Source organism: Rhodococcus sp. IEGM 1408 (genome assembly GCF_033142235.1).
Classification (GTDB): domain Bacteria; phylum Actinomycetota; class Actinomycetes; order Mycobacteriales; family Mycobacteriaceae; genus Dietzia.
The window spans coordinates 195,238-214,624 of sequence record NZ_JAWLRW010000001.1; the positions used below are offsets into that span (position 1 = coordinate 195,238).

Annotated in this window: 21 protein-coding genes and 1 pseudogene; 11 read left to right on the forward strand and 11 right to left on the reverse strand. The window is 70.7% G+C overall.

The window, feature by feature from the left end; genetic code table 11:
* The first annotated feature begins 313 nt into the window (after positions 1 to 313).
* Positions 314 to 856, forward strand: a complete 543-nt coding sequence (locus tag R4P08_RS00925) for a DUF2599 domain-containing protein (protein ID WP_317811870.1) — start codon at positions 314 to 316, stop codon at positions 854 to 856.
* Positions 853 to 1,413 (forward strand): GNAT family N-acetyltransferase, encoded by a 561-nt coding sequence (locus R4P08_RS00930; protein ID WP_317811871.1) that lies wholly within the window; start codon positions 853 to 855, stop codon positions 1,411 to 1,413. Before R4P08_RS00925 ends, R4P08_RS00930 begins: the two co-directional genes overlap by 4 nt.
* Here R4P08_RS00930 and R4P08_RS00935 read toward each other — a convergent pair.
* Positions 1,310 to 2,776, reverse strand: coding sequence for a hypothetical protein (locus tag R4P08_RS00935; protein ID WP_317811872.1), 1,467 nt, complete (start codon positions 2,774 to 2,776; stop codon positions 1,310 to 1,312). The two genes, R4P08_RS00930 and R4P08_RS00935, sit on opposite strands and share 104 nt — an antisense overlap.
* Positions 2,777 to 2,980: 204 nt before the next feature.
* Between R4P08_RS00935 and R4P08_RS00940 the strand changes: the two genes are divergently transcribed.
* The 3 genes and pseudogenes from R4P08_RS00940 (at position 2,981) to R4P08_RS00950 (ending at position 5,170) form a co-directional block, all read left to right on the forward strand.
* Complete coding sequence (locus tag R4P08_RS00940) at positions 2,981 to 3,724, forward strand: alpha/beta fold hydrolase (protein ID WP_317811873.1); 744 nt, start codon at positions 2,981 to 2,983, stop codon at positions 3,722 to 3,724.
* 51 nt (positions 3,725 to 3,775) lie between these two features.
* Positions 3,776 to 4,594, forward strand: a pseudogene (nadE, locus tag R4P08_RS00945) (ammonia-dependent NAD(+) synthetase); the annotation flags it as partial.
* Positions 4,595 to 4,618: 24 nt separating this feature from the next.
* Complete coding sequence (locus tag R4P08_RS00950; protein ID WP_317812236.1) at positions 4,619 to 5,170, forward strand: isochorismatase family cysteine hydrolase; 552 nt, start codon at positions 4,619 to 4,621, stop codon at positions 5,168 to 5,170.
* A 35-nt stretch (positions 5,171 to 5,205) separates the two neighbouring features.
* Here R4P08_RS00950 and R4P08_RS00955 read toward each other — a convergent pair whose 3' ends face one another.
* The 3 genes from R4P08_RS00955 to R4P08_RS00965 all read right to left on the reverse strand — a co-directional run bounded on the left by R4P08_RS00955 (position 5,206) and on the right by R4P08_RS00965 (position 7,614).
* Positions 5,206 to 6,219 carry a pirin family protein gene (locus R4P08_RS00955; RefSeq protein WP_317811874.1) on the reverse strand — a complete coding sequence of 338 codons (1,014 nt, stop codon included), beginning with the start codon at positions 6,217 to 6,219 and terminating at the stop codon, positions 5,206 to 5,208.
* Positions 6,220 to 6,256: 37 nt separating this feature from the next.
* Entirely contained in the window at positions 6,257 to 6,877 is a 621-nt protein-coding gene (locus R4P08_RS00960) for a DedA family protein (RefSeq protein ID WP_317811875.1), read from the reverse strand.
* A 107-nt stretch (positions 6,878 to 6,984) separates the two neighbouring features.
* Positions 6,985 to 7,614, reverse strand: a complete 630-nt coding sequence (locus tag R4P08_RS00965; protein WP_317811876.1) for a YdcF family protein — start codon at positions 7,612 to 7,614, stop codon at positions 6,985 to 6,987.
* A 128-nt stretch (positions 7,615 to 7,742) separates the two neighbouring features.
* On the opposite strand from R4P08_RS00965, the gene R4P08_RS00970 reads away from it, so the two are divergent.
* Both R4P08_RS00970 and tpx read left to right on the forward strand, forming a co-directional pair.
* Entirely contained in the window at positions 7,743 to 8,417 is a 675-nt protein-coding gene (locus R4P08_RS00970) for a DNA-3-methyladenine glycosylase (RefSeq protein WP_317811877.1), read from the forward strand.
* Positions 8,418 to 8,510: 93 nt separating this feature from the next.
* A complete protein-coding gene (tpx, locus tag R4P08_RS00975; protein WP_317811878.1) occupies positions 8,511 to 9,008 on the forward strand; it encodes a thiol peroxidase in 498 nt (165 codons plus the stop codon).
* A 146-nt stretch (positions 9,009 to 9,154) separates the two neighbouring features.
* Here the strand turns inward: tpx and R4P08_RS00980 are convergent, their stop codons facing one another.
* On the reverse strand, positions 9,155 to 9,967 hold the full coding sequence (locus R4P08_RS00980) for a hotdog fold thioesterase (RefSeq protein WP_317811879.1): 813 nt from the start codon (positions 9,965 to 9,967) through the stop codon (positions 9,155 to 9,157).
* A 51-nt stretch (positions 9,968 to 10,018) separates the two neighbouring features.
* On the opposite strand from R4P08_RS00980, the gene R4P08_RS00985 reads away from it, so the two are divergent.
* Entirely contained in the window at positions 10,019 to 11,476 is a 1,458-nt protein-coding gene (locus tag R4P08_RS00985) for a HAMP domain-containing sensor histidine kinase (RefSeq protein WP_317811880.1), read from the forward strand.
* A 90-nt stretch (positions 11,477 to 11,566) separates the two neighbouring features.
* Here the strand turns inward: R4P08_RS00985 and R4P08_RS00990 are convergent, their stop codons facing one another.
* Together R4P08_RS00990 and epsC are read right to left on the reverse strand one after the other, a co-directional pair.
* Entirely contained in the window at positions 11,567 to 12,265 is a 699-nt protein-coding gene (locus tag R4P08_RS00990; RefSeq protein ID WP_317811881.1) for a response regulator transcription factor, read from the reverse strand.
* Positions 12,266 to 12,379: 114 nt separating this feature from the next.
* Positions 12,380 to 13,219, reverse strand: coding sequence for a serine O-acetyltransferase EpsC (gene epsC / locus R4P08_RS00995; RefSeq protein WP_317811882.1), 840 nt, complete (start codon positions 13,217 to 13,219; stop codon positions 12,380 to 12,382).
* 164 nt (positions 13,220 to 13,383) lie between these two features.
* On the opposite strand from epsC, the gene R4P08_RS01000 reads away from it, so the two are divergent.
* Positions 13,384 to 13,707 (forward strand): putative quinol monooxygenase, encoded by a 324-nt coding sequence (locus R4P08_RS01000; RefSeq protein WP_317811883.1) that lies wholly within the window; start codon positions 13,384 to 13,386, stop codon positions 13,705 to 13,707.
* Positions 13,708 to 13,715: 8 nt separating this feature from the next.
* Here R4P08_RS01000 and R4P08_RS01005 read toward each other — a convergent pair whose 3' ends face one another.
* Both R4P08_RS01005 and R4P08_RS01010 read right to left on the reverse strand, forming a co-directional pair.
* A complete protein-coding gene (locus R4P08_RS01005; protein WP_317811884.1) occupies positions 13,716 to 15,560 on the reverse strand; it encodes an HNH endonuclease signature motif containing protein in 1,845 nt (614 codons plus the stop codon).
* A 251-nt stretch (positions 15,561 to 15,811) separates the two neighbouring features.
* Entirely contained in the window at positions 15,812 to 16,630 is an 819-nt protein-coding gene (locus R4P08_RS01010) for a DUF1906 domain-containing protein (RefSeq protein ID WP_317811885.1), read from the reverse strand.
* A gap of 162 nt (positions 16,631 to 16,792) precedes the next feature.
* Here R4P08_RS01010 and R4P08_RS01015 point away from each other — a divergent pair, with 162 nt between their 5' ends.
* Positions 16,793 to 17,764 (forward strand): SDR family NAD(P)-dependent oxidoreductase, encoded by a 972-nt coding sequence (locus tag R4P08_RS01015; RefSeq protein WP_317811886.1) that lies wholly within the window; start codon positions 16,793 to 16,795, stop codon positions 17,762 to 17,764.
* 102 nt (positions 17,765 to 17,866) lie between these two features.
* On the opposite strand, the gene dapA is transcribed toward R4P08_RS01015, so the two are convergent.
* Complete coding sequence (dapA, locus tag R4P08_RS01020) at positions 17,867 to 18,754, reverse strand: 4-hydroxy-tetrahydrodipicolinate synthase (RefSeq protein ID WP_317811887.1); 888 nt, start codon at positions 18,752 to 18,754, stop codon at positions 17,867 to 17,869.
* A 182-nt stretch (positions 18,755 to 18,936) separates the two neighbouring features.
* Here dapA and R4P08_RS01025 point away from each other — a divergent pair, with 182 nt between their 5' ends.
* On the forward strand, positions 18,937 to 19,200 hold the full coding sequence (locus R4P08_RS01025; RefSeq protein WP_317811888.1) for a hypothetical protein: 264 nt from the start codon (positions 18,937 to 18,939) through the stop codon (positions 19,198 to 19,200).
* A gap of 13 nt (positions 19,201 to 19,213) precedes the next feature.
* On the opposite strand, the gene R4P08_RS01030 is transcribed toward R4P08_RS01025, so the two are convergent.
* Positions 19,214 to 19,339, reverse strand: coding sequence for a hypothetical protein (locus tag R4P08_RS01030; protein ID WP_317811889.1), 126 nt, complete (start codon positions 19,337 to 19,339; stop codon positions 19,214 to 19,216).
* Between the last annotated feature and the right edge of the window lie 48 nt (positions 19,340 to 19,387).

A 19,387-nucleotide genomic window follows, 5' to 3' on the forward strand; every position in this document is an offset into this window, starting at 1 on the left:
CGCCGGGCCCGGGCCGGTATCGGTGTCAGGGACCCTGGACGGAGGCGCCGACGGTGTCGACCAGGGCCGCGAGGGGTCCGAAGATCGCTGGGAAGATCCCGTCCCACATGGCCTGTAGCTGGGAGAAGTCGAACACGGGCATCAGTCACACTCCTTGTACTGGGGGGCGTGCGGTTTGTCCGCTGGCGCCGATTTCGCGGTAGGAACACAGGATCCCGGCAGGAGCGTGGCGGCGCAACCCCCACGGCCCGGCAGAACCCCGCGCGCCGCGCGTCGTGAGCCAGGCCCCTCGCGCCGTGGCAGACTGCCACGGATGCGCCACCGCACCACCCGGACGCTCACGGCCTCCGCAGCACTGCTCTCGATCGCGGTCGCGACCGGCTGCGCGCAGGACGGGCCCGACCCGGCGGAGGAGACAGTGGACGCGATGGCCACCTCGTCGTCGTCCCAGGTCCCGCCCCCGGCGACGCCCACCAGCCCGCCGCCCGCCACACCGCCCGCCACACCGTCCGCACCCTCGCCGACCGCTTTACCGAACGCCGCCCCTGCGGCCCCGCTCATCGCCGCTGCGACCTGGGCGGATTCGGACTTCGGCGTCACCTTGAAGGTCGCACCCACCCCGGCCGGCCGCGAGGCGTGGGACTCGCTCGCCGCGGCCGAAGCCTGGCAGCAGGTGCTGCGGCTCGCACCGGAGGCGGGATCCCCCGGCATGCGGGAGCAGTTCGACTGCCACTGGACGTGGGCGCGGATTCTCGAACCGGACAAGCCCACCTGGAACATCGAGCCGTGGCGGCCGGTGGTGGGGGCGGACAGGATGCTCGCCGAAGGGTGCAACCCGGGTGGGCCGGAGGTGTGAACGGTCAGGCCGCCGGGCCGGTGATCCGCCGGGCCACGCCCGCCGATGCCGCCGGATGCCTGGATATCTACGCGCCCTTCGTACGCGAGACCACGGTGACGTTCGAGGACGAGGTGCCCTCGGTCCCCGAGTTCGCGGGCCGGATCACCCGGGCGCTCGCGGGTTACGACTGGCTGGTCGCGGAGGTGAACGGCCGTATAGCGGGTTACGCCTATGCGGGCCCGGTCAAGGAGCGCGCGGCGTACCGCTGGTCGTGCGAGGTGAGCGTGTACGTGGACCCGGGTGCGCGCGGTCTCGGTCTGGGCCGGACGCTGTACCGCGCCCTGTTCGTGCGTCTCGAGGAGCTGGGCTTCCGCCGGCTGCTGGCCGTGGTGGCGCTGCCCAACGAGCCGAGCGTGGCCCTGCACCTGGCGATGGGTTTCCGCGACGCCGGGCGGCTGGAGCGGATCGGGTTCAAGCACGGGCGTTGGCTGGACGTGGCGTGGCTGCTGGCCGACCTCGGGCCGGATCCCGCGGCTCCGCCTGGCCATCCGGATCTCGCGGCTCCACCTGGTTGAGCGCCCGCTGCGCGAGCCCCGCGCACAGCTCGTCCAACCAGCCGCCCACCGACTCACGGGCCCGCGCGGTGTCGGGGTAGCGGCAGCGCACGTGCAGCCCGGAGCCGTTGATGACAAACCACACCATCACGCCGGTGGTGCGGATCGCCGCCGACACGTGCTGCGGGTTCAGACTCAGGTTCACCTCGAGCGGCAGTCGCCGGTAGTCCAGCCAGGAGACCGCGAACATCCCCGGCGTGTGGGGCATGCCGCCGTGCGGTTGGAGGATCGGGCCGAGGGCGTGCGAGCCCAGTTCGACCGCGTCGCGCACGGCCGCCCCGCAGGCCCGGGCGTCGGGGTCAACGCACTCGACCACCGAGTTGGTGATGAACCAGCCCACGGAGTCGTGCCACCGCTCGTGGTGCCGCGAGTGCACGGGGAGCACGGCGCGCAGCCCCACCCCGGCCCGGCGCTGGAACACGGCCGTCATCTCCGCCAGCGCCACCGCGATCATCCGCACCCCCTCCGCGGCGGACGCAGTCTCCAGCGCTGCCACGCCGTCCGGGTCCAACACATCGCGGACCTCCACCACCTCGTCCCTTGGCGTCGACACATCGCCCAGGTCGAGCGGGAACACCGGCATCTCCCCGCCGCCGCGCTCGAGGATCGCCGCCCACCGACGGTGGATCTCCGGCGGGGCCGGGGGTCGCGCGGCCAGTTCCCGGGTGTGCTCGGCGAACGGCGCCGCCGGGGGCAGGCACGTGCCCGGCTCGAGGCCGCACGCTAGGTCGTCCAGGCACGAGCAGAAGTCCCGCATCAGGACGAGCAGGGACCACGCGTCGACGTGCGAGTGGTCGAGGCCGATCACCACGACCGGGAGCTCGGGCTGATCGTGCGGGTCCGCCGGTGCGTAGGGCTCGACCAGGCACAGCGCGTGCGCCGGCGTCGCGAACGGGCAGCACGCCTCGTCGAAGACCCGGCGCAGCACCGCTCGGGGGTCCTCGCCCGGCCGGGCCTGCGGGGTCTGCCAGCCGAGTTGCCGCACGGTGACCGGCCGGAGGCGCAGCTCGTCGTCGTCCCGCCTCTCGCCCTCGTCCCGCGTGTCTCCGTCGCCGCCTCCGTCGCCGCCCTCGATCACCGTCCGCAGCGTCCCGTGCCGCGCGATCACCACCGACCACGCCCGCGCCACGTGGTCGCGGTCGGCCGGGAACGGGAGGCGGAACGCCAGCGCCATCCACGAACCGGTGCGACGGCCGAGCGAGGCGTGCCGCGCCTGATCGAACGATAGGGGCGTGCACTCCGCCTGACCTGTGGTGATGTCCGTCGCACACCGGTGAACGACGCCGGCGGGCAACGACATCCGCGTTATCGTGGTGAGTCTCATGGACCGCACGGTAGGGGCGGCGTGTTACGGCGAGAGGCGCGGATTGTGACGACGACGAGACGGCCGCACACCGAGCCATGCGCGGAGGGGCCCGGCGGGAACGGGCCCGGTGGAGATGGGCTCGGCGGGGATGGGCTCGGTGAGGATGGGCCCGGCGGAAACCGACCGGCGCTGGCCCGGGACCTCAGGGGCGGCGGACTCCCGGTGGTGCAGCTGCACGGGCTGTCCTCGAGTCGGCGCCGCGACGAGCTGTTCGGGCTCGATCTGACCGCGGACCGGCCTGGTCTACAGGTGTTGCGATTCGATGCGCGGGGGCACGGCCACTCGACGGGTTCGGCCGACCCGGGCGACTACACGTGGCCGGTCCTGGCCCACGACCTGCTGGCGCTGCTCGACGAGGTGTTCCCGGGCACCGGCGTGCACGGGGTGGGACAGTCGATGGGCGCGGCGACGCTGCTCACCGCTGCCGTCGCCCAGCCGGACCGGTTCGCCTCGCTCACCCTGGGCATTCCGCCGACCGCGTGGGAGTGGCGTCGGGAGCAGTCGCGCGCCTACGAGCTGGCCGCGCGGCAGGTCGAGCGCTGGGGAGGCGCTCGATGGGCCGAACTCACAAGGCAACCGACCACCTCCCCCGCGATCGACCCGGGCCGCCCGGTCACTGCGCCGGACGTGGCCGACGAGTGGCTGCCGGCCGCCTTCCGGGGCGCCGCCGCGACGGACCTGCCGTCGCGGGCGGAAGTGGCCGGCCTCGAGATCCCGGTCTTGATCCTGGCCTGGCCCGACGACGCCTCGCACCCGCTGGAGGTGGCCGAACTGCTGGCAGACCTGCTGCCCGACGCCCGGCTCGAGGTCGCGCGCACCCCCGCCGAGGTGGCCGCCTGGCCGCAGAGGGTGGAGGGCTTCGTGCGGGATCACGCGGCGGAGGGCGCGGCGGAGAGCACCACCTGAGTTCCCCCCGGAACCGGTGGCGCCACCAGGCGACAGCACCACACTGTTCCCATGCGTGAGACACAACGGAAGATCATCGGTGCCCTGGGCGTGCGGCCCGAGGTCGACCCTGCCGCGGAGGTCGAGCGGCGGGTTCGGTTCCTCACCGACTACCTGACCACGAGCAACGCCAAGGGGTACGTGCTGGGGCTCTCGGGCGGCGTGGACTCCACGCTGGCCGGTCGCCTGGCACAGTTGGCGGTCGAGCGGGTCCGCTCAAGCGGCGGTGAGGCGGTGTTCGTGGGGATGCGCCTGCCCTACCGGGTGCAGCACGACGAGCACGACGCCGCCGCGGCCGTTGACTTCGTGGCCGCCGACGAGACGGTCACCGTCGACGTGGCTCCCGGCGTGGACGCCCTGAACGCGGAGATCGCGCGGGCCACCGGCACGGAACTGTCCGACTTCACCAAGGGGAACGCCAAGGCCCGGCACCGGATGGTCACGCAGTACGCGCTGGCCGGGGACCGCCGCCTGCTGGTGATCGGTGCGGATCATGCCTCGGAGAACGTCACCGGGTTCTTCACCAAGTTCGGTGACGGCGCGGCCGACATCCTGCCGTTGTCCGGGCTGAACAAGCGCCAGGGCCGTGCCCTGCTGCGACACCTCGGCGCGCCACAACAGCTGTGGGACAAGGTCCCGACCGCCGACCTGCTGGACGAGGCTGAAGGTCAGACCGACGAGGACGAACTGGGGCTGCGGTACGACGACATCGACGACTACCTCGAGGGCCGCGAGGTCTCGGACGAGGTGGCCGCGAAGCTCGAGCAGGCGTGGCACCGCAACCGCCACAAGCGCACCACCCCGGTCGAGATCACCGACACCTGGTGGCGCCCGGGCCAGCAGGCCGCGCTCGTGGTGATCGACATGCAGAACTCCTACTTCGAGTTCCCCGAGCTCGGAGAGGTCCGGGACGAGCTGGTCGCCTCGATCAACGAGCTCATCCACGCCGCCCATGACGCCGGCAGACCGGTGGTGCTGGTGCGGACCGAGCACACCCGGGACCGGTCCACGTGGACCCTCAACATGCGCGAGGACGGCGAGGGCTTCGCCTACCCCGGCACCGAGCAGGCGGAGTTCCTCGACGGTCTCGCGACCGGCGGGCACGTGGAGGTGGTCAAGACCCGCGACAGCGCGTTCTTCGAGACCGACCTGCGCGCCGAACTCGACCGGCTCGGAGTGGACCACCTTCTCGTGTGCGGGGTGTCGACGCACAGCTGCGTGGCGCAGACCGCGATCGACGGTTTCGCCGAGAACCTCCACGTGGCCGTGGCCCGCGACGCCATCTCCTCCGACAACTCCGCGCTGTCCGAGGCACTGCTGGAGTTCCTGGAGGACCAGATGCGGCAGCCGCTGCTCGACCGGGTGCAGAGCCTGGAGCTGCTGCGCAACGGCCGCTGGCCGGACTGAGCCGGCTCGGGCCGCAGTGGTCAGCCCAGCCCGGGTCAGCCTGTGGTGACGGGCCGCCTCTCCGTGCCGTCAGGGTAGCGGGCGAAGCGGGTCTCCCCGTACCCGTGGACGGGGTCGTTCTGCGGCAGCTCCCAGGTGCCGAAGACGCCCGCGCGGTACTCCTCCATCGCGGTGACGATGTCCTGGCGGGTGTTGCCCACGAACGGGCCCTGCTGGACCACGGGCGCGCCGATCGGCCGGGCCTGCAGCACGAGGAAGGCGGCCCCGGCTTCGCCCGCGGTCACCGTGACGGATTCGGGGGCGAGAACAGCTGCGTCGTAGCCGAGCAGTTGACCGTCGGCGGTCAGCGCGCCCCCGTAGTTGTAGAGGACGCGGGTTGCGGAGGCGTCGAACGCCGGGAGCGCGGTGCTGACGCCGGGGTCGAGCGTGACGATCCAGATGGCCAGGTGGTTCTCCGGGCGTGCGGCCCAGGAGTGGGGCGGCGGGTCGAGGGCGCGAATGCCGTCGACTTCTCCGGCGATCAGGCGGATCCGCGCTGCGGAGCCCTCCTCGCCGCGCACGACGACGGGAGTGTCCTCCGACCAGAACATGTCGAAATGCGGTTCGGCGGACTTGTCCTCGGGGGCGAGGTTCAGCCAGATCTGGAACAGCTCCATGGTGTTGGGGCCGTGGGGATCCAGCAGCGGGAACATCTCCGAGTGGGAGATCCCCGCGCCGGCCGTGAGCCACTGGGTGTCACCGTGGCCGAAGCGGGCAGCGGCGCCCAGGGAGTCGGCGTGGTCCACCACTCCGTCGAGGACCACCGTCACCGTTTCGAAGCCCCGGTGCGGGTGTTGGGGGAAACCGGGGACGTCGGCGCCGTGGTACATGGACCAGCCGTCTTTGCCGGAGAAGTCCTGTCCGATCGACCGACCCTCCAGCGAGGCGGCGGGGCGCATGGTCTGGCCGTCCGCTGCGGGGAACTCGTCCCGGTGGTGGACGGCGAAGAGGAACGGGTCGACACCCGGCCACTGTGCGCCGAGGGGGACGACCTGACGGATGGCGGACATGGGTGCCTCCTACGGCGAAGCGAACTTTGCTGTCACGTCATTCAACTCTCCGGTGTGTGGCTTTGTTCCCCCGCCCCCGGTGTCGCGCAGCCCGCGCCTGCAGGGACCTCCGCACGAGGAACACCACCAGGAGTACCGCGATGACGCCCACCACGGCATTGGAGAACCACCCGGCGACGGACTCGATCCGCTGCCACTGGCCGCCGAGCAGGTACCCGCCCACCACGAAGATCGAGTTCCACACCAGGCTCCCGGCGGTGGTGAGCAGCAGGAACAGCAAGATGTTCATGCGGGCGACGCCTGCCGGGACCGAGATGAGGCTCCGCACCACCGGGACCATCCGGCCGAAGAACACCGATGACTTGCCGTGGCGTTCGAACCAGCCCTCGGCCTTGTCGAAGTCCTCCACCCGCATCAACGGGATGCGGTCGAACAGCGCGCGGACGCGGTCGGCACCCAGCCAGCGCCCCAGCCCGTAGGCCACGAGGGCCCCCACCACCGACCCCAGCGTGGTCCAGCAGATCGCCGCCGCGAGCGAGAACGTCCCCTGGGCCGCACTGAAGCCGGCCAGCGGCAGGAGGACCTCGCTGGGGATAGGCGGGAAGACGTTCTCCAGGCCCACGATGAGGGCCGCGCCCGGACCTCCGAGCGCGGCCATCACGTCGACGGCCCAGCCCGCGATGCCGCCGGGGCCCGTGGCGGACCCTGCGAGGGGAACCGCGTCGAGAGGAGGTGCCGCGATCAGGCTGACGTGAGGAACGCTGATCAGTCCCGCGCCACCACTCCGGTGACCGGGATCCGGCCATCGACTGCCTGCCGGAAATTGAGCACCGCGCGCTGCACATGGTCGCCGGTGGTGACCACGACGGCGCCGGTGGTGCCTCGGTCGCGGAGGATCCGGTCGGTGTACTGCGCGTTCTGCACCGTCGAGGCGGAGTTACCCTCCTCGGTGATGCGGTGCTGCGCGATGCCCGCGCCGCGGAGCCAGTCGCCCATCGCGCGGGCCTCGGTGCGGCCGTTCTGCGGCAACCCACCCGTCACGATGATGCGGGCCGTGGGGTACTCGGTGGCCAACCGGAACCCGGTCCGCAGCCGCTCCTCGAGAACGGGCCGGATCCCGCCATCCGGGAACAGCCCGGCGCCCAGGATCACGATGTCCGTGGTGAACGGGTTGAGGGTGAGCACTGCCGGGTCCTCGACGGTGAGGACCTCGAAGTCGCCACACACGGGCAGCAGTGACTTGTCGACGTTCTGGCAACCCAGCATGGTCAGGCCGCTGTACAGCGCGGCACCCGAGGGGATCTCCGCAGACCCCGCCGACGCAGTTCCGGCCCCTGCCCCCAGCCCCGTGCCCAGTGCCATCGCTGCCGTCGCCGCGACCGCAGCGAGACGCATTCGTGTTCTTCCACCCATTTGCGTACCTCCCCCGAGAGAAATCTGTGACCCGATGGTTATCGCGAGCCACTGTACTGCCGTTACCGCAGGCGCAGGAGACTTGAAAGTGCCCGCGTATCCTGCACTACATGACCGTTGGATACGACAAGGTCACGGCCGTCCGGCACCTCCGAATGGCGGATTCAGACCTCCGCAGGCACATCGACGTGGTGGGACCGTGCACCCTCACCCCAGGTTCAGACCTCGGCCCGCACACCCTGTTCGACCGCCTGGCCTCGTCAATCCTGTCCCAGCAGCTCTCGGTGAAGGCCGCCGCGACGATCGCCGGGAGGCTCAGGGAACGCGCAGCCGGCCCGCTCCAACTCAACCCCGACCGGGTCGCCGCCCTGTCCGACGACGAGCTCCGTGCGTGCGGCATCTCCCGCCCCAAGGTGGCCGCGCTCCGCGACCTGGCCGACGCGGTGCGGACCGCGCGGATCCCCACGTTGCCTGAATTGAGAACCCTCGACGACGACGAGGTGATCACCTCCCTGACCACCGTCCGAGGGGTGGGCCGATGGACCGTGGAGATGCTGCTGATCTTCCTGCTGGACCGACCCGACGTGTTCCCCGTGGCCGACGTCGGGGTCCGCCGCGGCTTCGAGCGCGTCCTGGGACTCGAGGAGACCGCCACCTCCGCCCAGATGTCCACGCACGCGGAGGCCTGGTCGCCGTACCGGTCTGTCGCGTCCTGGTACCTGTGGCGGGCCGTGGATCAGACCGGAGAGGCGGCCCCTCCGCCGCCGGTGCCGACTGTCGGGTAGCACAGACAGTCCGGTAGGCCCCCGATCCCGGCTGTCGGGTAGAACGGACAGTCCGGTAGGCCGCTGGTCCCGGCTGTCGGGTAGAACGGACACATGGCAACCACCGCATTCAAGGGCAACCCCGTCACCACGTCCGGCGAGCTACCCGCCGTCGGCTCGACCGCTCCGGCGTTCGACCTCGTCGGCACCGACCTGGCGCAGGTGACCTCCGAGTCGCTGTCCGGCAAGCGCGTCGTGCTCAACATCTTCCCGAGCGTCGACACCGGCGTCTGCGCCCAGTCGGTCCGCACGTTCAACGAGAAGGCCGCCGGTCTGGAGAACACCACCGTCGTCAACGTCTCGGCTGACCTGCCGTTCGCGCACAAGCGCTTCTGCGCCGCCGAGGGCATCGAGAACGTCTCCGCCGGTTCCACCTTCCGCAGCGACTTCGCCGCGGGCTACGGCGTCACGATGACCGACGGCCCCCTGGCCGGCCTGTGCGCCCGCTCTGTCGTCGTGCTCGACGCAGAGGGCAAGGTCGTCCACACCGAGCTCGTCGACGAGATCACCTCCGAGCCGAACTACGACGCCGCGCTCGCCGCGCTGAACTGACGCTGTACTGAACGAACGCTGCAACTGACACGGCCTCAGGCCACCACACGCAAGACACTGCGGCCCGCCCCACACCGGGGCGGGCCGCAGGCCTTCAGCTGGTTCCACCGTCGGCCCGGCTGGTACTCCCGTCGGCCCGGCTGGTTCTACCGACGGCCGTAGACCGTCACCGATGCCACCGCACACACCCGCCCACGCTCGTCCCGGGTCACCGCCTGCGCGATCCCCCAGCTCCGGCCGTCGTGGATCGCCTCGGCGCGCACGGTCACGGGCCCGACGAGTGGGATCTGTCGCACGTACCTGACATCGAGCGACGACGAACTGACCTCGCGCTCGTGCGGGAAGACCGCGGCCCCCGCGACCTCGGCGACCGCGGCGAACACTCCGCCGTGCAGGTTGCCCAGCGGGTTGGCCAGCGCCGGTTCCGGAGCGATCACGGCCTCCACCGCGCGAGTGCCCGCCGGGCCGTCGTGGCGTTCGTTGAGCGTCAGGCACAGAACCTCGGCCAGCGTTCCCGGCTCGAGTGCGGAGGGCCAGGGCGGCTCGTCGTCGTAGTCGTCCGGATCGACGCCCGCCGAGATCTCCATGGACTTGACCAGTCCCGCGGCGACCACCTCGCCGTCGTCGTCCAGTACTTCCCCGCGCGTGGTGAGGCAGTGACCGTCGTCGCCGAGGTGGTCCGTGCGCACGCCCAGGCCGGTGGAACCCTCGCGCGGAGCCGACAGGAGATCTAGGCGGAGTTCGGTGGTGACGGTCCACATCCCCTTGGGCCGGCGGCGGTGGTTCTCCGCGCCGAACCCCGAGTCGACCAGCACCGCCAGCCCACCGGTGGCAAACCGGCCAGACGGATCCACGAACTGGTCGCCGACCGGCTGGTGCCAGCTCACGGTCCCGTCCTCGGCCTCGCTGAAGACGAGTCCCAGTCGGGGTTCCGGGCCGTGGTGCTGCGATTCCCTCATCTCGCGACGCTAACACGCGTTCTAGTTCTGCCAGCCCAGCACAATGGGCTGGTGCCCCTGAGTAGCGATGTCCTCACGACGCCCCGGCGTTGGCCGATCCGCGTCGCCACCACGGTGATCACGACCGCGATCGTCATCCTGGTGCTGGCGGCCGCGGCGGGTGGCGCGTGGCTGCTCCTGCGCTCCGCAGCGCACAACGCTATCGACTCCGCGGACCGGGACCGCGCGGTCGCCCTGGCGGGAGCGATGTCCGCCCGTGGTCCGCAGGCCGCCCTGGATCTGGTCGCCGAACCGATGTCCGGCGTCGACCTCGTCCGGATCGTGGGGCCCGGGGGCCGGTTGCTCGCCGCCCAGGTCACCCGGGGACTCGAAGACGTACCGCAGTTGCCGGCACCGGCGGTCGGAACGTTGGCCCAGCGCGAGCTGAAGTCGCCGAGCGGGGCGGATCTGCGCGTGACCTCGGTGGGCGTGGACGTGGGCGGAGTGCCGTTCGCCGTGGACGTGGCGACCGACACCGATCGGTATGACACCGTGCTCGCCGCCGGCGCGATCCTGTTCCTGTCGTTCGTGCCCGTGGCCGGCCTGGCGACGGCGGTGTTCGTCCACTACGCGATGGGTCGGGTGCTCCGGCCTGTGGAGTCGATCCGTTCGCGGGTCGCCGAGATCTCCGCCTCTGGCCGCGGCGAGCGGGTCCCGGTGCCCGAGGCGGAGGACGAGATCGCTCGACTGGCCCGGACGATGAACGCCATGCTGGCGCGCCTCGAGGCCACCCGCACCGCCCAGGTGGCCTTTGTCGGCGACGCCTCGCACGAGCTGCGCAGCCCGCTGTCCACGCTGTCGACGCTGCTCGAGCTGTCCTCGACGTCCGGCACCCCCGTGGATGTGGAGACCGTGGACGAACTGCTCCTGCCCGAGGTGCAGCGGATGCGGTCGATCGTCGAGGATCTGCTCCTGCTGGCCAAGAACGACGAGCGGGGCGTGCCGATGCGCTGGGAGGACGTGGACCTCGACGACATCGTCCTGTCCGAGGCCGCACGGCTCCGCGGCCTGGATGGTCAGAGCAGTCAGGGAGGTCAGGGCAGTCAGGGTGATCGGGATGGTTTGGACGTGCTGGGCGCGGTCGAGCCCGCGCGCCTGGTAGGCGATCCGGACGCGCTGCTGCGCGTGGTTCGCAACCTCGTCGACAACGCACGGCGCCACGCGCGGTCGGCCGTGTCCATCGGGCTCACCGTGGATCGGTCGACCCCCGCCGAGCCGCGCGCGGTGATTACCGTCGACGACGACGGCGAGGGTGTTCCCCCTGATCAGCGCGACACGGTGTTCGATCGCTTCGCCCGCCTCGACGCCGACCGCGCGCGGGGCAAGGGCGGGTCCGGCCTCGGACTGGCGATCGTCGCCGAGATCACCCGATCGCACGGTGGGTCGGTCCGGGTCGAGGACGCACCCGCCGGCGGCGCGCGGTTCGTGGTGGAGTTACCCGTCGAGGCCCTGGACGACCTCGGGGACTAGCGCTGGGCCCTGGTGCTGGGGCCGGCGTGCAGGCCAGCTATGCAGGCTGGTTCTGGGGGCTGGCGCTGCGTGGTCGGCCCCCGAAGCGGATTACGTGCCGGCGGCCGTGCTGGCGACTGTGCTGTTCACCAGGCGGTATCCCTGCCCGCGGACCGTCTCGATTGCGCGTGCTCCGAACGGGGTGTCGATCTTCCGTCGCAGGTAGCCCACGTAGACCTCGACGATATTGTCGTCGCCGTCGTACGCCGCATCCCAGACGGCCCGCATGATCTGCGCCTTGGACACCACCTGGTTGCTGTTCCGTATGAGGTATTCCAGAACCGCATATTCCCGGGCGGTCACGGTGATCCGCTGGTCCCCGCGGCGCACCTCCCGCGCGGCGGGGTCCACCTCCAGATCGCCTGCGATGAACGTCGCCGGTCGCTCCGGGGCGCCGCGCCGCACCAACGCCCGGAGCCGCGCCTCGAGAACGATGAAGGAGAACGGTTTGACCAGGTAGTCATCGGCGCCGAGGTCGAACGCGTCCGCCTCGTCGTACTCGCCGTCCTTGGCGGTGAGCATCAGCACGGGAGTCCAGTTCTCGCTCCGGCGCATCTCGCGGACCACCTCGTAGCCGCTGCGTCGAGGCATCATGATGTCGAGCACCACTACGTCGAAGTCCCCGTCGACGACCATGTCGAGGGCGACCTCGCCGTCCGGCGCCGTCTCGACCACCCATCCGCCTGAGACGAGTCCGCGTCGCAGGCTCTCCCGGAGCGCGGGCTCGTCGTCCACCACGAGGACTCGCATTCGGCTCCCTCCGATGGTGTCGCTCAGACCTGTGTCGCCCAGTCCAACGCCACAGTTCAGTGTCATCCGACCGTAGCGCCCCGAAGGCGGTTGCCACCTGGCGGCGCGCCCCTACTACCGGGCCGGGTCGATCTCCTGGTCCATCTGCTCGGCGGGGACGAGCGAGTCCGCGTGCCGCCGGACCACCTTCGCCGGGACCCCGGCGACCGTCGTGTGCGGCGGGACCTCGCGGAGCACCACCGAGCCGGCAGCCACGCGAGAGCAGTCGCCCACGCGAACATTGCCGAGCACGATCGCTCCCGCGGACAGCAGCACACCCGACCCGATCTTGGGGTGACGGTCGCCGTCCTCGTTACCTGTGCCTCCGAGGGTGACGCCCTGGAGGATCGAGACACCGTCGCCGATCACGCAGGTCTCGCCCACCACGATGCCGGTGGCGTGGTCCACGAGGATGCCCGAGCCCACCTGCGCGGCCGGGTGGATGTCCATGGCAAAGACCTCGGAGATCCGGCTCTGGAGGAATGACGCCGCCATGACGCGGCCGGCGTTCCACATCTCGTGGGCCACACGGTGCACCTGGAGCCCGAGGAACCCCTTGGCAAAGAGGTACGGAACCAGATAGTTGGGGTAGGCCGGATTGCGCTCGAAGCTCACCACGAGGTCGGCCGCGACCGCCTCGAGGACGTGCGGGTGCTCGACCAGGACCGCCCGGAGTTCCTTCTCCAGCACATGTCGGCCGATCTCGGGAGTGGCGATGCGCGACGCCGCGAGCCGGGCCAGGGACTCCCCGAGGTCGTCGCAGCCGTCGATGAGGTCTAGGACGAGCCCCGCGATGAGCGGTTCGTTCCTGCTCGAGGTCGCGTCGGCGGACAGCCGGTCCCAGACAGCGCGCACGGAGGAATCGGCCTCCGCCAGCGGGACGCACGGGTTCGCGATGGTCAGCTCGATGGTCACCCGGTCCAGGGTAGGCCCGCCGCGCCTGTCGGGGCGAGTCAAGGCGGACATTGTCGGACTCCGTGCATGCCCGGCGCATGCCCGGCGCACGACCTGACGCACGACCCGGTCCCCCGCCGCGCCGCGAGGTCGACGGACTTGGCCCTGCCCGGCAGGATGGAGCCATGATGCTCATCAACGTTCGTTTCGACGTCAAGCCCGAGTTCGCCGACTCTTGGCTCGAGATCACCCGCGACTTCACCGAGGCCACCAGGGCGGAGAGCGGGAACCTGTGGTTCGACTGGTACCGCTCGCCTGAGACGCCCGCCACGTTCCTCCTCTGCGAGGCGTTCCGTGACGGGGACGCTCCCGCCCAGCACGTGGGGTCCGCCCACTTCACCAAGTTCACGAGTTCTGCGGCGCAGTACCTCGAGCGCACCCCACGAATCATCAACACGACCGCGGACGGCGAGGAGTGGGGCACGATGGGCGAGATCACGGTCGGCTAGCTCGCAGCTCAGAACGGCGGCGGGTCCTCGATCGCACTCGCTCTGTCCTGTTCCCGCTGCGCCTCTCTCCGCGCTCGCCGTTCAAGGATCAAGAGTTGCCGCTCCCCTTGGCGGCGGGCACGACGGCGCCGTTCCCTCGTCGTATACCGCGAGCCGATGAACACCCCACGCGGGGAACCGTCACTGTGAGTGGGTTCGTGGCCGACCTCTCCTGGAGCACTGTCGGCCCCCAGCGTCCCGCAGTCGCACTCGCCCGCGTCGTGCACGACTCCCCCGCCTGGGCAGATCGGTTCCGTGGCGCGGGACCCGGCTCCCGGCCCCGGCCGCTGGCCGGCCTCGGACGCCGAGTCGACCGCTTCCTCGATCCGACGAGCGTGCGCCAGGGGACCTGACGGCCAGGTGCGCAAGGTCCGGCCCGTCTCGGTGGTGATGTCGAGCACGCCGTCTGGATCCACACTGTATTTCCAGCCGGAGAAGGTCTTGAGCCGGTGGTGGGTCCGACATAGGCAGATGAGGTTCCACTCGACGGTCAATCCGCCGGTCTCGGGGTCCTCTTTGATGAAGGGGATCACATGATCCACATCGCAGCGATCGGCGGCGACCGAGCATCCGGGATGCCGGCAGGTCCCGTCGCGGAGCTTGATCCGGCGAGCAAGCCACCCCGGGACCGAATACTTGAACTCCGCAGCCTGATCAGCATTGGTGCGGCCGGTGAAAACGGTCTCGAACGTGGCACCACGGGCTCGGTCGAGCAGATCCTTCAGTGCGGCCAACGAACTCTCGCCGGACCGGCGGAAGAACACCTCGGTCTGTCCGTTGCCGGTCATGATCACGGTGACGTGCGGGCGCAGCGGATCGGGGGTCGTCGGCCGGGCGGTGGCGCGGTCGGCCGGGCCGGAGGCTGAATCCGGGTTCGGCCCGGGCGCAGCAGCAGGGTCCGCGGCGGTGTCGGGCGCCGCGTCCGCGGCCGTATCGGGCGTAGTTGCCTGGCCCGCTGCAGCATCGGGCGCTTCTCCGAGATTCGGGCCGGCGGTCGCGAGATCGACCAGCGCGTCGGCTCGGCGCTCGTCGGGACTGCGGTCGTCGGCGCTGTTGCCCGCCTCGTCGTCGTCCCCGTCGGCACTCTGGTCGGCGCTCTTGCCAGCGGTCGACGTGGAACCGCCGCCAGGCCTGGACCACGTTCCGGTTCCCGCCATCTGGTCGAGTCTCTCGCCGAGGATCTCTGCTCCGGCCGCGGGGAGAGTCGCTGACACGGACGCCATCCCGTCCGGTGCCTTGCGGATCCACACGCCCCGACGGTGGCGGGCTTCGCTCTGGCGCCGGCGCACCCCGTCCGGGTCGACCTGCCGCACGGCACGGTCCATCATCCGCCGGAGCTGGCCCAGACCGGGGCGGCTGCCGGAGTCGAGGGATTCGACGTAACGGCGTACGGCGATCTCGGCGGCGGCACGGCAGAGTTCGTCGTCGGTCACCCCACGGAGGCAGCTGACCATCACGCTCGCAGTCCGCTCGTCGATGCGCCCGGACTCGATCTCCTCGAGTATCGCCGGGCACCGTTCCACCAATTCGACGGACAGGTCCACCATCGCGCCGGCCCGGTTGGCGTGGATCCCGAGCGCGACGGCCAGCTCCGAGCGCGAGAGCTCCCAGGGGTCGACGGCGGCGTACTCGCGGACCGGGAGGTCGGACTCGTGGGCGACGCAGTCGATGGCCCGGACGTGCTCGACGGCGGCGTCGAAGGTCTTGTAGATGGCCCGGATGCGGAGTGCGGCCGCGCGGTTCTCGGCGCCGACGGCGAGGCGGGCCACCTCGGACTCGCACGCGAACACGCGCTCTGTCTCTTTGGCTCTCATCACACCCCCCGGTGTCGCCATTGTGTTCGAGTTTACCCAAACACAGTGGCGAGTCAAGAGCTACGAGGTGCCGACTTGCCCGATCCCTCGATGGAGGTGAACCGCGGGAACCGACCGCGTTCGTAAAGACACCGCCTGAAATGACACCGCCCGATAAAGACACCGCCCGAAATGACGGCGGCCGGCCGGGGAGAACCCCCGACCGGCCGCCGTCGCCTCACAAGCTGAGCCGACGTACCAGCTGAGCTGGATCAGCCGACGCTGCCGGCTGCTGCCGCGGCGAGCGCGGCCAGGTCGATCGGCCACCACTGGCCGAAGTCGAGCGCATAGACGCGGTTGAGGTCGGAGACGACGCCGCCGACCGTCACCTGCTGCCGGACCGGGAGCTGGTGGATCGTCGCGCCCGGGTTGAGGCGCCCGCCCGAACCCCAGTCGTGCTGCCAGAAGTACTCCCCCAGGCCGATCTGGCGGCACCAGTCGATGGTCGGCGCGTTGGCGTACACACCGAGCTTCATGCCCGCGCCGCGCAGGTGGGCGCGCCAGCGCTCGAGGTACGGGCGGATCTGGTTGTCGAACTGCCAGCGTGTGGGGTTGTCGTCGATCGCCACGTACATCGGCACGCCGGACGGGCCACCCGCTGCGCGGTGGATACGGATCCCGATCGGGGCGTGGTGGTCGCCGCCGCCGGCACCGGCCTTCCAATCGGCGGTGGCGTCCCTGCCGAACTGGTAGCAGGAGACCATGTTGAGGCCGTGGGCGCGGAAGTCGTCGACCTCGCGGCGCAGCAGCGGCTTGCCGGTCATCCATCCGGCGTCGGGGCGGCGGTCCGAGCAGTACCGCACGGCACCGATGTGGCCCGCAGCGCGGATCGAGGCCGCAGACGGCGGGCCGGAGGCGTAGTCGAGCAGCGTGCCGATCGGGATCCCCGCGCCCGCGCCCGGGAGCGCGCCGAGCGGGGCGGGGATGCCGGACTGGGCACCGACGGCGGGCGTGAGGCCCGCGGCGAGGGCACCGGCTCCGGCCGCGCCGAGACCGGCGCGGCGGAGGAAGGATCGGCGATCGAACGTCATGGAGGTACTCCGAGATCTCAGTCGTGGTCGAAAGGCGTGTGTGACGCGTGGGATCTCACTCGCCATCAGCGAGTGTGTCACAGCACAGTCGCCGAGTCTCCCCCCGGCGCTACCACACGGATTCATCCCCTCCGCCCAGGCGCGGCTGGTTGACTGGTGTCTATGAATCGGACGCCCAGATGGAACGCCGCAGACGTACCCGACCAGACGGGGCGCACGTTCGTGGTCACCGGAGCCAATTCCGGGATCGGTCTGGCCACCACGGCGACCCTCACCGGCCGAGGCGCCAGGGTCATCATGGCCTGCAGGAACACGGAGAAGGCGGAGGCCGCGCGCGACTCCCTGCCCGCCGGGAGCCGGGACCTCGCGGAGATCCGCCGACTCGACCTGGCGGACCTCGACTCGGTTGACGAGTTCGTCGCCGGTTTCGTCGCCCCCGACGCGGACGCGCACGCGCACGCGGACACGGACGCGGACGCGGACACGGACGCAGACAGTTCCGGCGGCCGCATCGACGTCCTCATCAACAACGCCGGCGTCATGAACCTCCCGCACTCCCGGACCGCCCAGGGCCACGAGATGCAGTTCGGCGTCAACGCCCTCGGCCACCACGCGCTCACCACGGGTCTGGTCCCGCTGCTGACCGACCGCGTGGTCTGGCTGGGCTCGCTCGCCCACCTGCGGGGGCACGTCGACCCCGACGACCTGAGCGCGGAACTGCGCGGCTACCGCCCGATGGCCGCCTACGCCGACTCCAAGCTCGCCTGCATCATGCTCGCCTACGAATGGCAGCGCCGGTTCCAGCGCGAGGGCAGCGGGCTCCGGTCGATGGCCGCGCACCCCGGCTACACGTCGACCGAACTCATCCGGCAGAGCGGCAGACCCCTCGCCGACCGGTTCTTCGCACTGGGCAACTCGATCACCTGGGCCGGTCTGACGCCGGAGTTGGGTGCCCTGTCCGTGCTCTACGCAGCGACAGTGCCCGATCTGCCCGGCGGGAGCTTTGTCGGTCCCGATCGCCTCGGCGGCCTCAAGGGTCATCCCAAGGTCGCCACCTCGAGCCGCCGGTCGCGCGACGCCGCCGTCGCCGCGGCCCTGTGGGAGCGGAGCACGGAGATGGCGGCGTTCCGTTAGCCCCACGAGCGAGAACCCGGGGCGACGACGACGAGGTGCCCGCCAGCCCGGTTGGGACCGTGCTGGGCCGGGTGCCCGGATGAGTCGGGGGAGCCCGTCAGATCAGGAGAGCCCGGCCGCCGCGAGGCCCGCACGGAGCTTGTCGAGGTGCTCGGGCGGCCCCTGGAGCAGGGGCATCCGCAGGCGATCCGAACCGATCAGGCCCTGCATCTTGAGCGCGGCCTTGACCTGGATCGCGCCCTGCGAGGTGTTCATGATCGCGTCGACCGCCGGGATGAGGCGGGTGTGGATCTCGCGGGCCCGGGGCAGATCGCCGGCGTCGACGGCGTCGATCATCGCCCGGTAGTCGTCGCCCGCGACGTGGCCGACCACGGAGACGATGCCCGTGGCACCGAGCGCGAGGAACGCGAGGTTGAGGACGTCGTCCCCGGAGAACCAGAGCAGGTCGGTCTCGGCCATGAGCCGGCTCGCCTCGAACAGGTCAGCCTTGGCGTCCTTGACCGCTCGGAGCCCCGGGATCTCTGCGAGGCGCCGGATGGTGTCCGTGGCGAGGGCGGTCCCGGTCCGGCCCGGGATGTCGTAGGCCATCACGGGTCGCCCCGCGGCCTCGGTGATCATGCGGAAGTGCTCGACGATCCCGTGTTGGGTCGGCTTGTTGTAGTACGGCGTCACCACCAGGAGGGTGTCGGCGCCCCGGGCGACCATCTCTTCCGCCGCCCGAATCGAGTGCAGGGTGTCGTTGGTGCCGCAGCCGGCCATCACCGAAACGCGGTCACCGACGGCCTCGACGACCGCCGCCACGCTGTCGTAGTCCTCCTCGTCGGTGGTCGTGGCGGACTCACCGGTCGTGCCGTTGACCAGCAGACCATCGTGGCCGTGGTCGGCCAGATGGACGGCGAGACGCTGCAGCCCGTCGAAATCGATCGAGCCGTCGTCATGCATGGGGGTCACCATCGCTGTGATGACCCGACCGAAAGGATTGTCCGACATGCGCACCAGAATAGGCGGTCACGGGCCGGGCGTCGGCGGGTGCCACCTCCGGCGGGCCCGATGGCGAGATTGTGACCCGCGATGCCACCAACGAGGGGTTCAACGCGATTAGGGTCGTCAGCACCCAGTCAGCACCCAGCCGGCACGAGCTACCGCCCTGCAGCTCACATCAGGAGGACATCATGACCGAGACGACCCCGTCAGACTCCCCGGAGGGTTACGGCAACACCGTCGACGGCAGTCGGGCCGGTGATGGCAGCGACGACGCTCGCACGACCCCGGGCGACGGGCAGAGTCCCTCCGACAACCTTGCGGAGAGCCCCGAGCAGCCCACCGGGCACCAGCACGGCGACCAACAACGCGCCGAGCAGAAGAAGGTTTATCAGACTCCCGAGCAGACGGATCATGCCCTCGGCGGGAGCGAGGGCACCGCCGACGGGAGCTAGACGGGTTACTCGGCTACCGCACCTTGTCGGGGTTTGTGTTGAGGAACCGACCCACGGTGTTGTCGATGATGATGTGAGCGACCTCGTTGGTCGTCACAACACCCACGCGCAGCGTGGTCGTGAGAGCGTTCTGCAACATCCGTGCCTCCCGGGCAGTCGTTGTGATGTCTATCACCTTACGCCTGCC

Bases quoted from the DNA above. Each gene is read 5' to 3' on its own strand.
- R4P08_RS00935 (WP_317811872.1), bottom strand. From the start codon at position 2,776: ATGAGACTCACCACGATAACGCGGATGTCGTTGCCCGCCGGCGTCGTT.
- R4P08_RS00965 (WP_317811876.1), bottom strand. From the start codon at position 7,614: ATGCGTCTCGCTGCGGTCGCGGCGACGGCAGCGATGGCACTGGGCACG.
- R4P08_RS01010 (WP_317811885.1), bottom strand. From the start codon at position 16,630: ATGACGTTCGATCGCCGATCCTTCCTCCGCCGCGCCGGTCTCGGCGCG.
- R4P08_RS00925 (WP_317811870.1), top strand. From the start codon at position 314: ATGCGCCACCGCACCACCCGGACGCTCACGGCCTCCGCAGCACTGCTC.
- R4P08_RS00960 (WP_317811875.1), bottom strand. From the start codon at position 6,877: ATGGCCGCGCTCGGAGGTCCGGGCGCGGCCCTCATCGTGGGCCTGGAG.
- R4P08_RS01000 (WP_317811883.1), top strand. From the start codon at position 13,384: ATGATGCTCATCAACGTTCGTTTCGACGTCAAGCCCGAGTTCGCCGAC.
- R4P08_RS00970 (WP_317811877.1), top strand. From the start codon at position 7,743: ATGACCGTTGGATACGACAAGGTCACGGCCGTCCGGCACCTCCGAATG.
- R4P08_RS01005 (WP_317811884.1), bottom strand. From the start codon at position 15,560: ATGAGAGCCAAAGAGACAGAGCGCGTGTTCGCGTGCGAGTCCGAGGTG.
- R4P08_RS01015 (WP_317811886.1), top strand. From the start codon at position 16,793: ATGAATCGGACGCCCAGATGGAACGCCGCAGACGTACCCGACCAGACG.
- R4P08_RS00955 (WP_317811874.1), bottom strand. From the start codon at position 6,219: ATGTCCGCCATCCGTCAGGTCGTCCCCCTCGGCGCACAGTGGCCGGGT.
- R4P08_RS01025 (WP_317811888.1), top strand. From the start codon at position 18,937: ATGACCGAGACGACCCCGTCAGACTCCCCGGAGGGTTACGGCAACACC.
- R4P08_RS00980 (WP_317811879.1), bottom strand. From the start codon at position 9,967: ATGAGGGAATCGCAGCACCACGGCCCGGAACCCCGACTGGGACTCGTC.
- tpx (WP_317811878.1), top strand. From the start codon at position 8,511: ATGGCAACCACCGCATTCAAGGGCAACCCCGTCACCACGTCCGGCGAG.
- R4P08_RS00990 (WP_317811881.1), bottom strand. From the start codon at position 12,265: ATGCGAGTCCTCGTGGTGGACGACGAGCCCGCGCTCCGGGAGAGCCTG.
- R4P08_RS01030 (WP_317811889.1), bottom strand. From the start codon at position 19,339: ATGTTGCAGAACGCTCTCACGACCACGCTGCGCGTGGGTGTTGTGACG.
- dapA (WP_317811887.1), bottom strand. From the start codon at position 18,754: ATGTCGGACAATCCTTTCGGTCGGGTCATCACAGCGATGGTGACCCCC.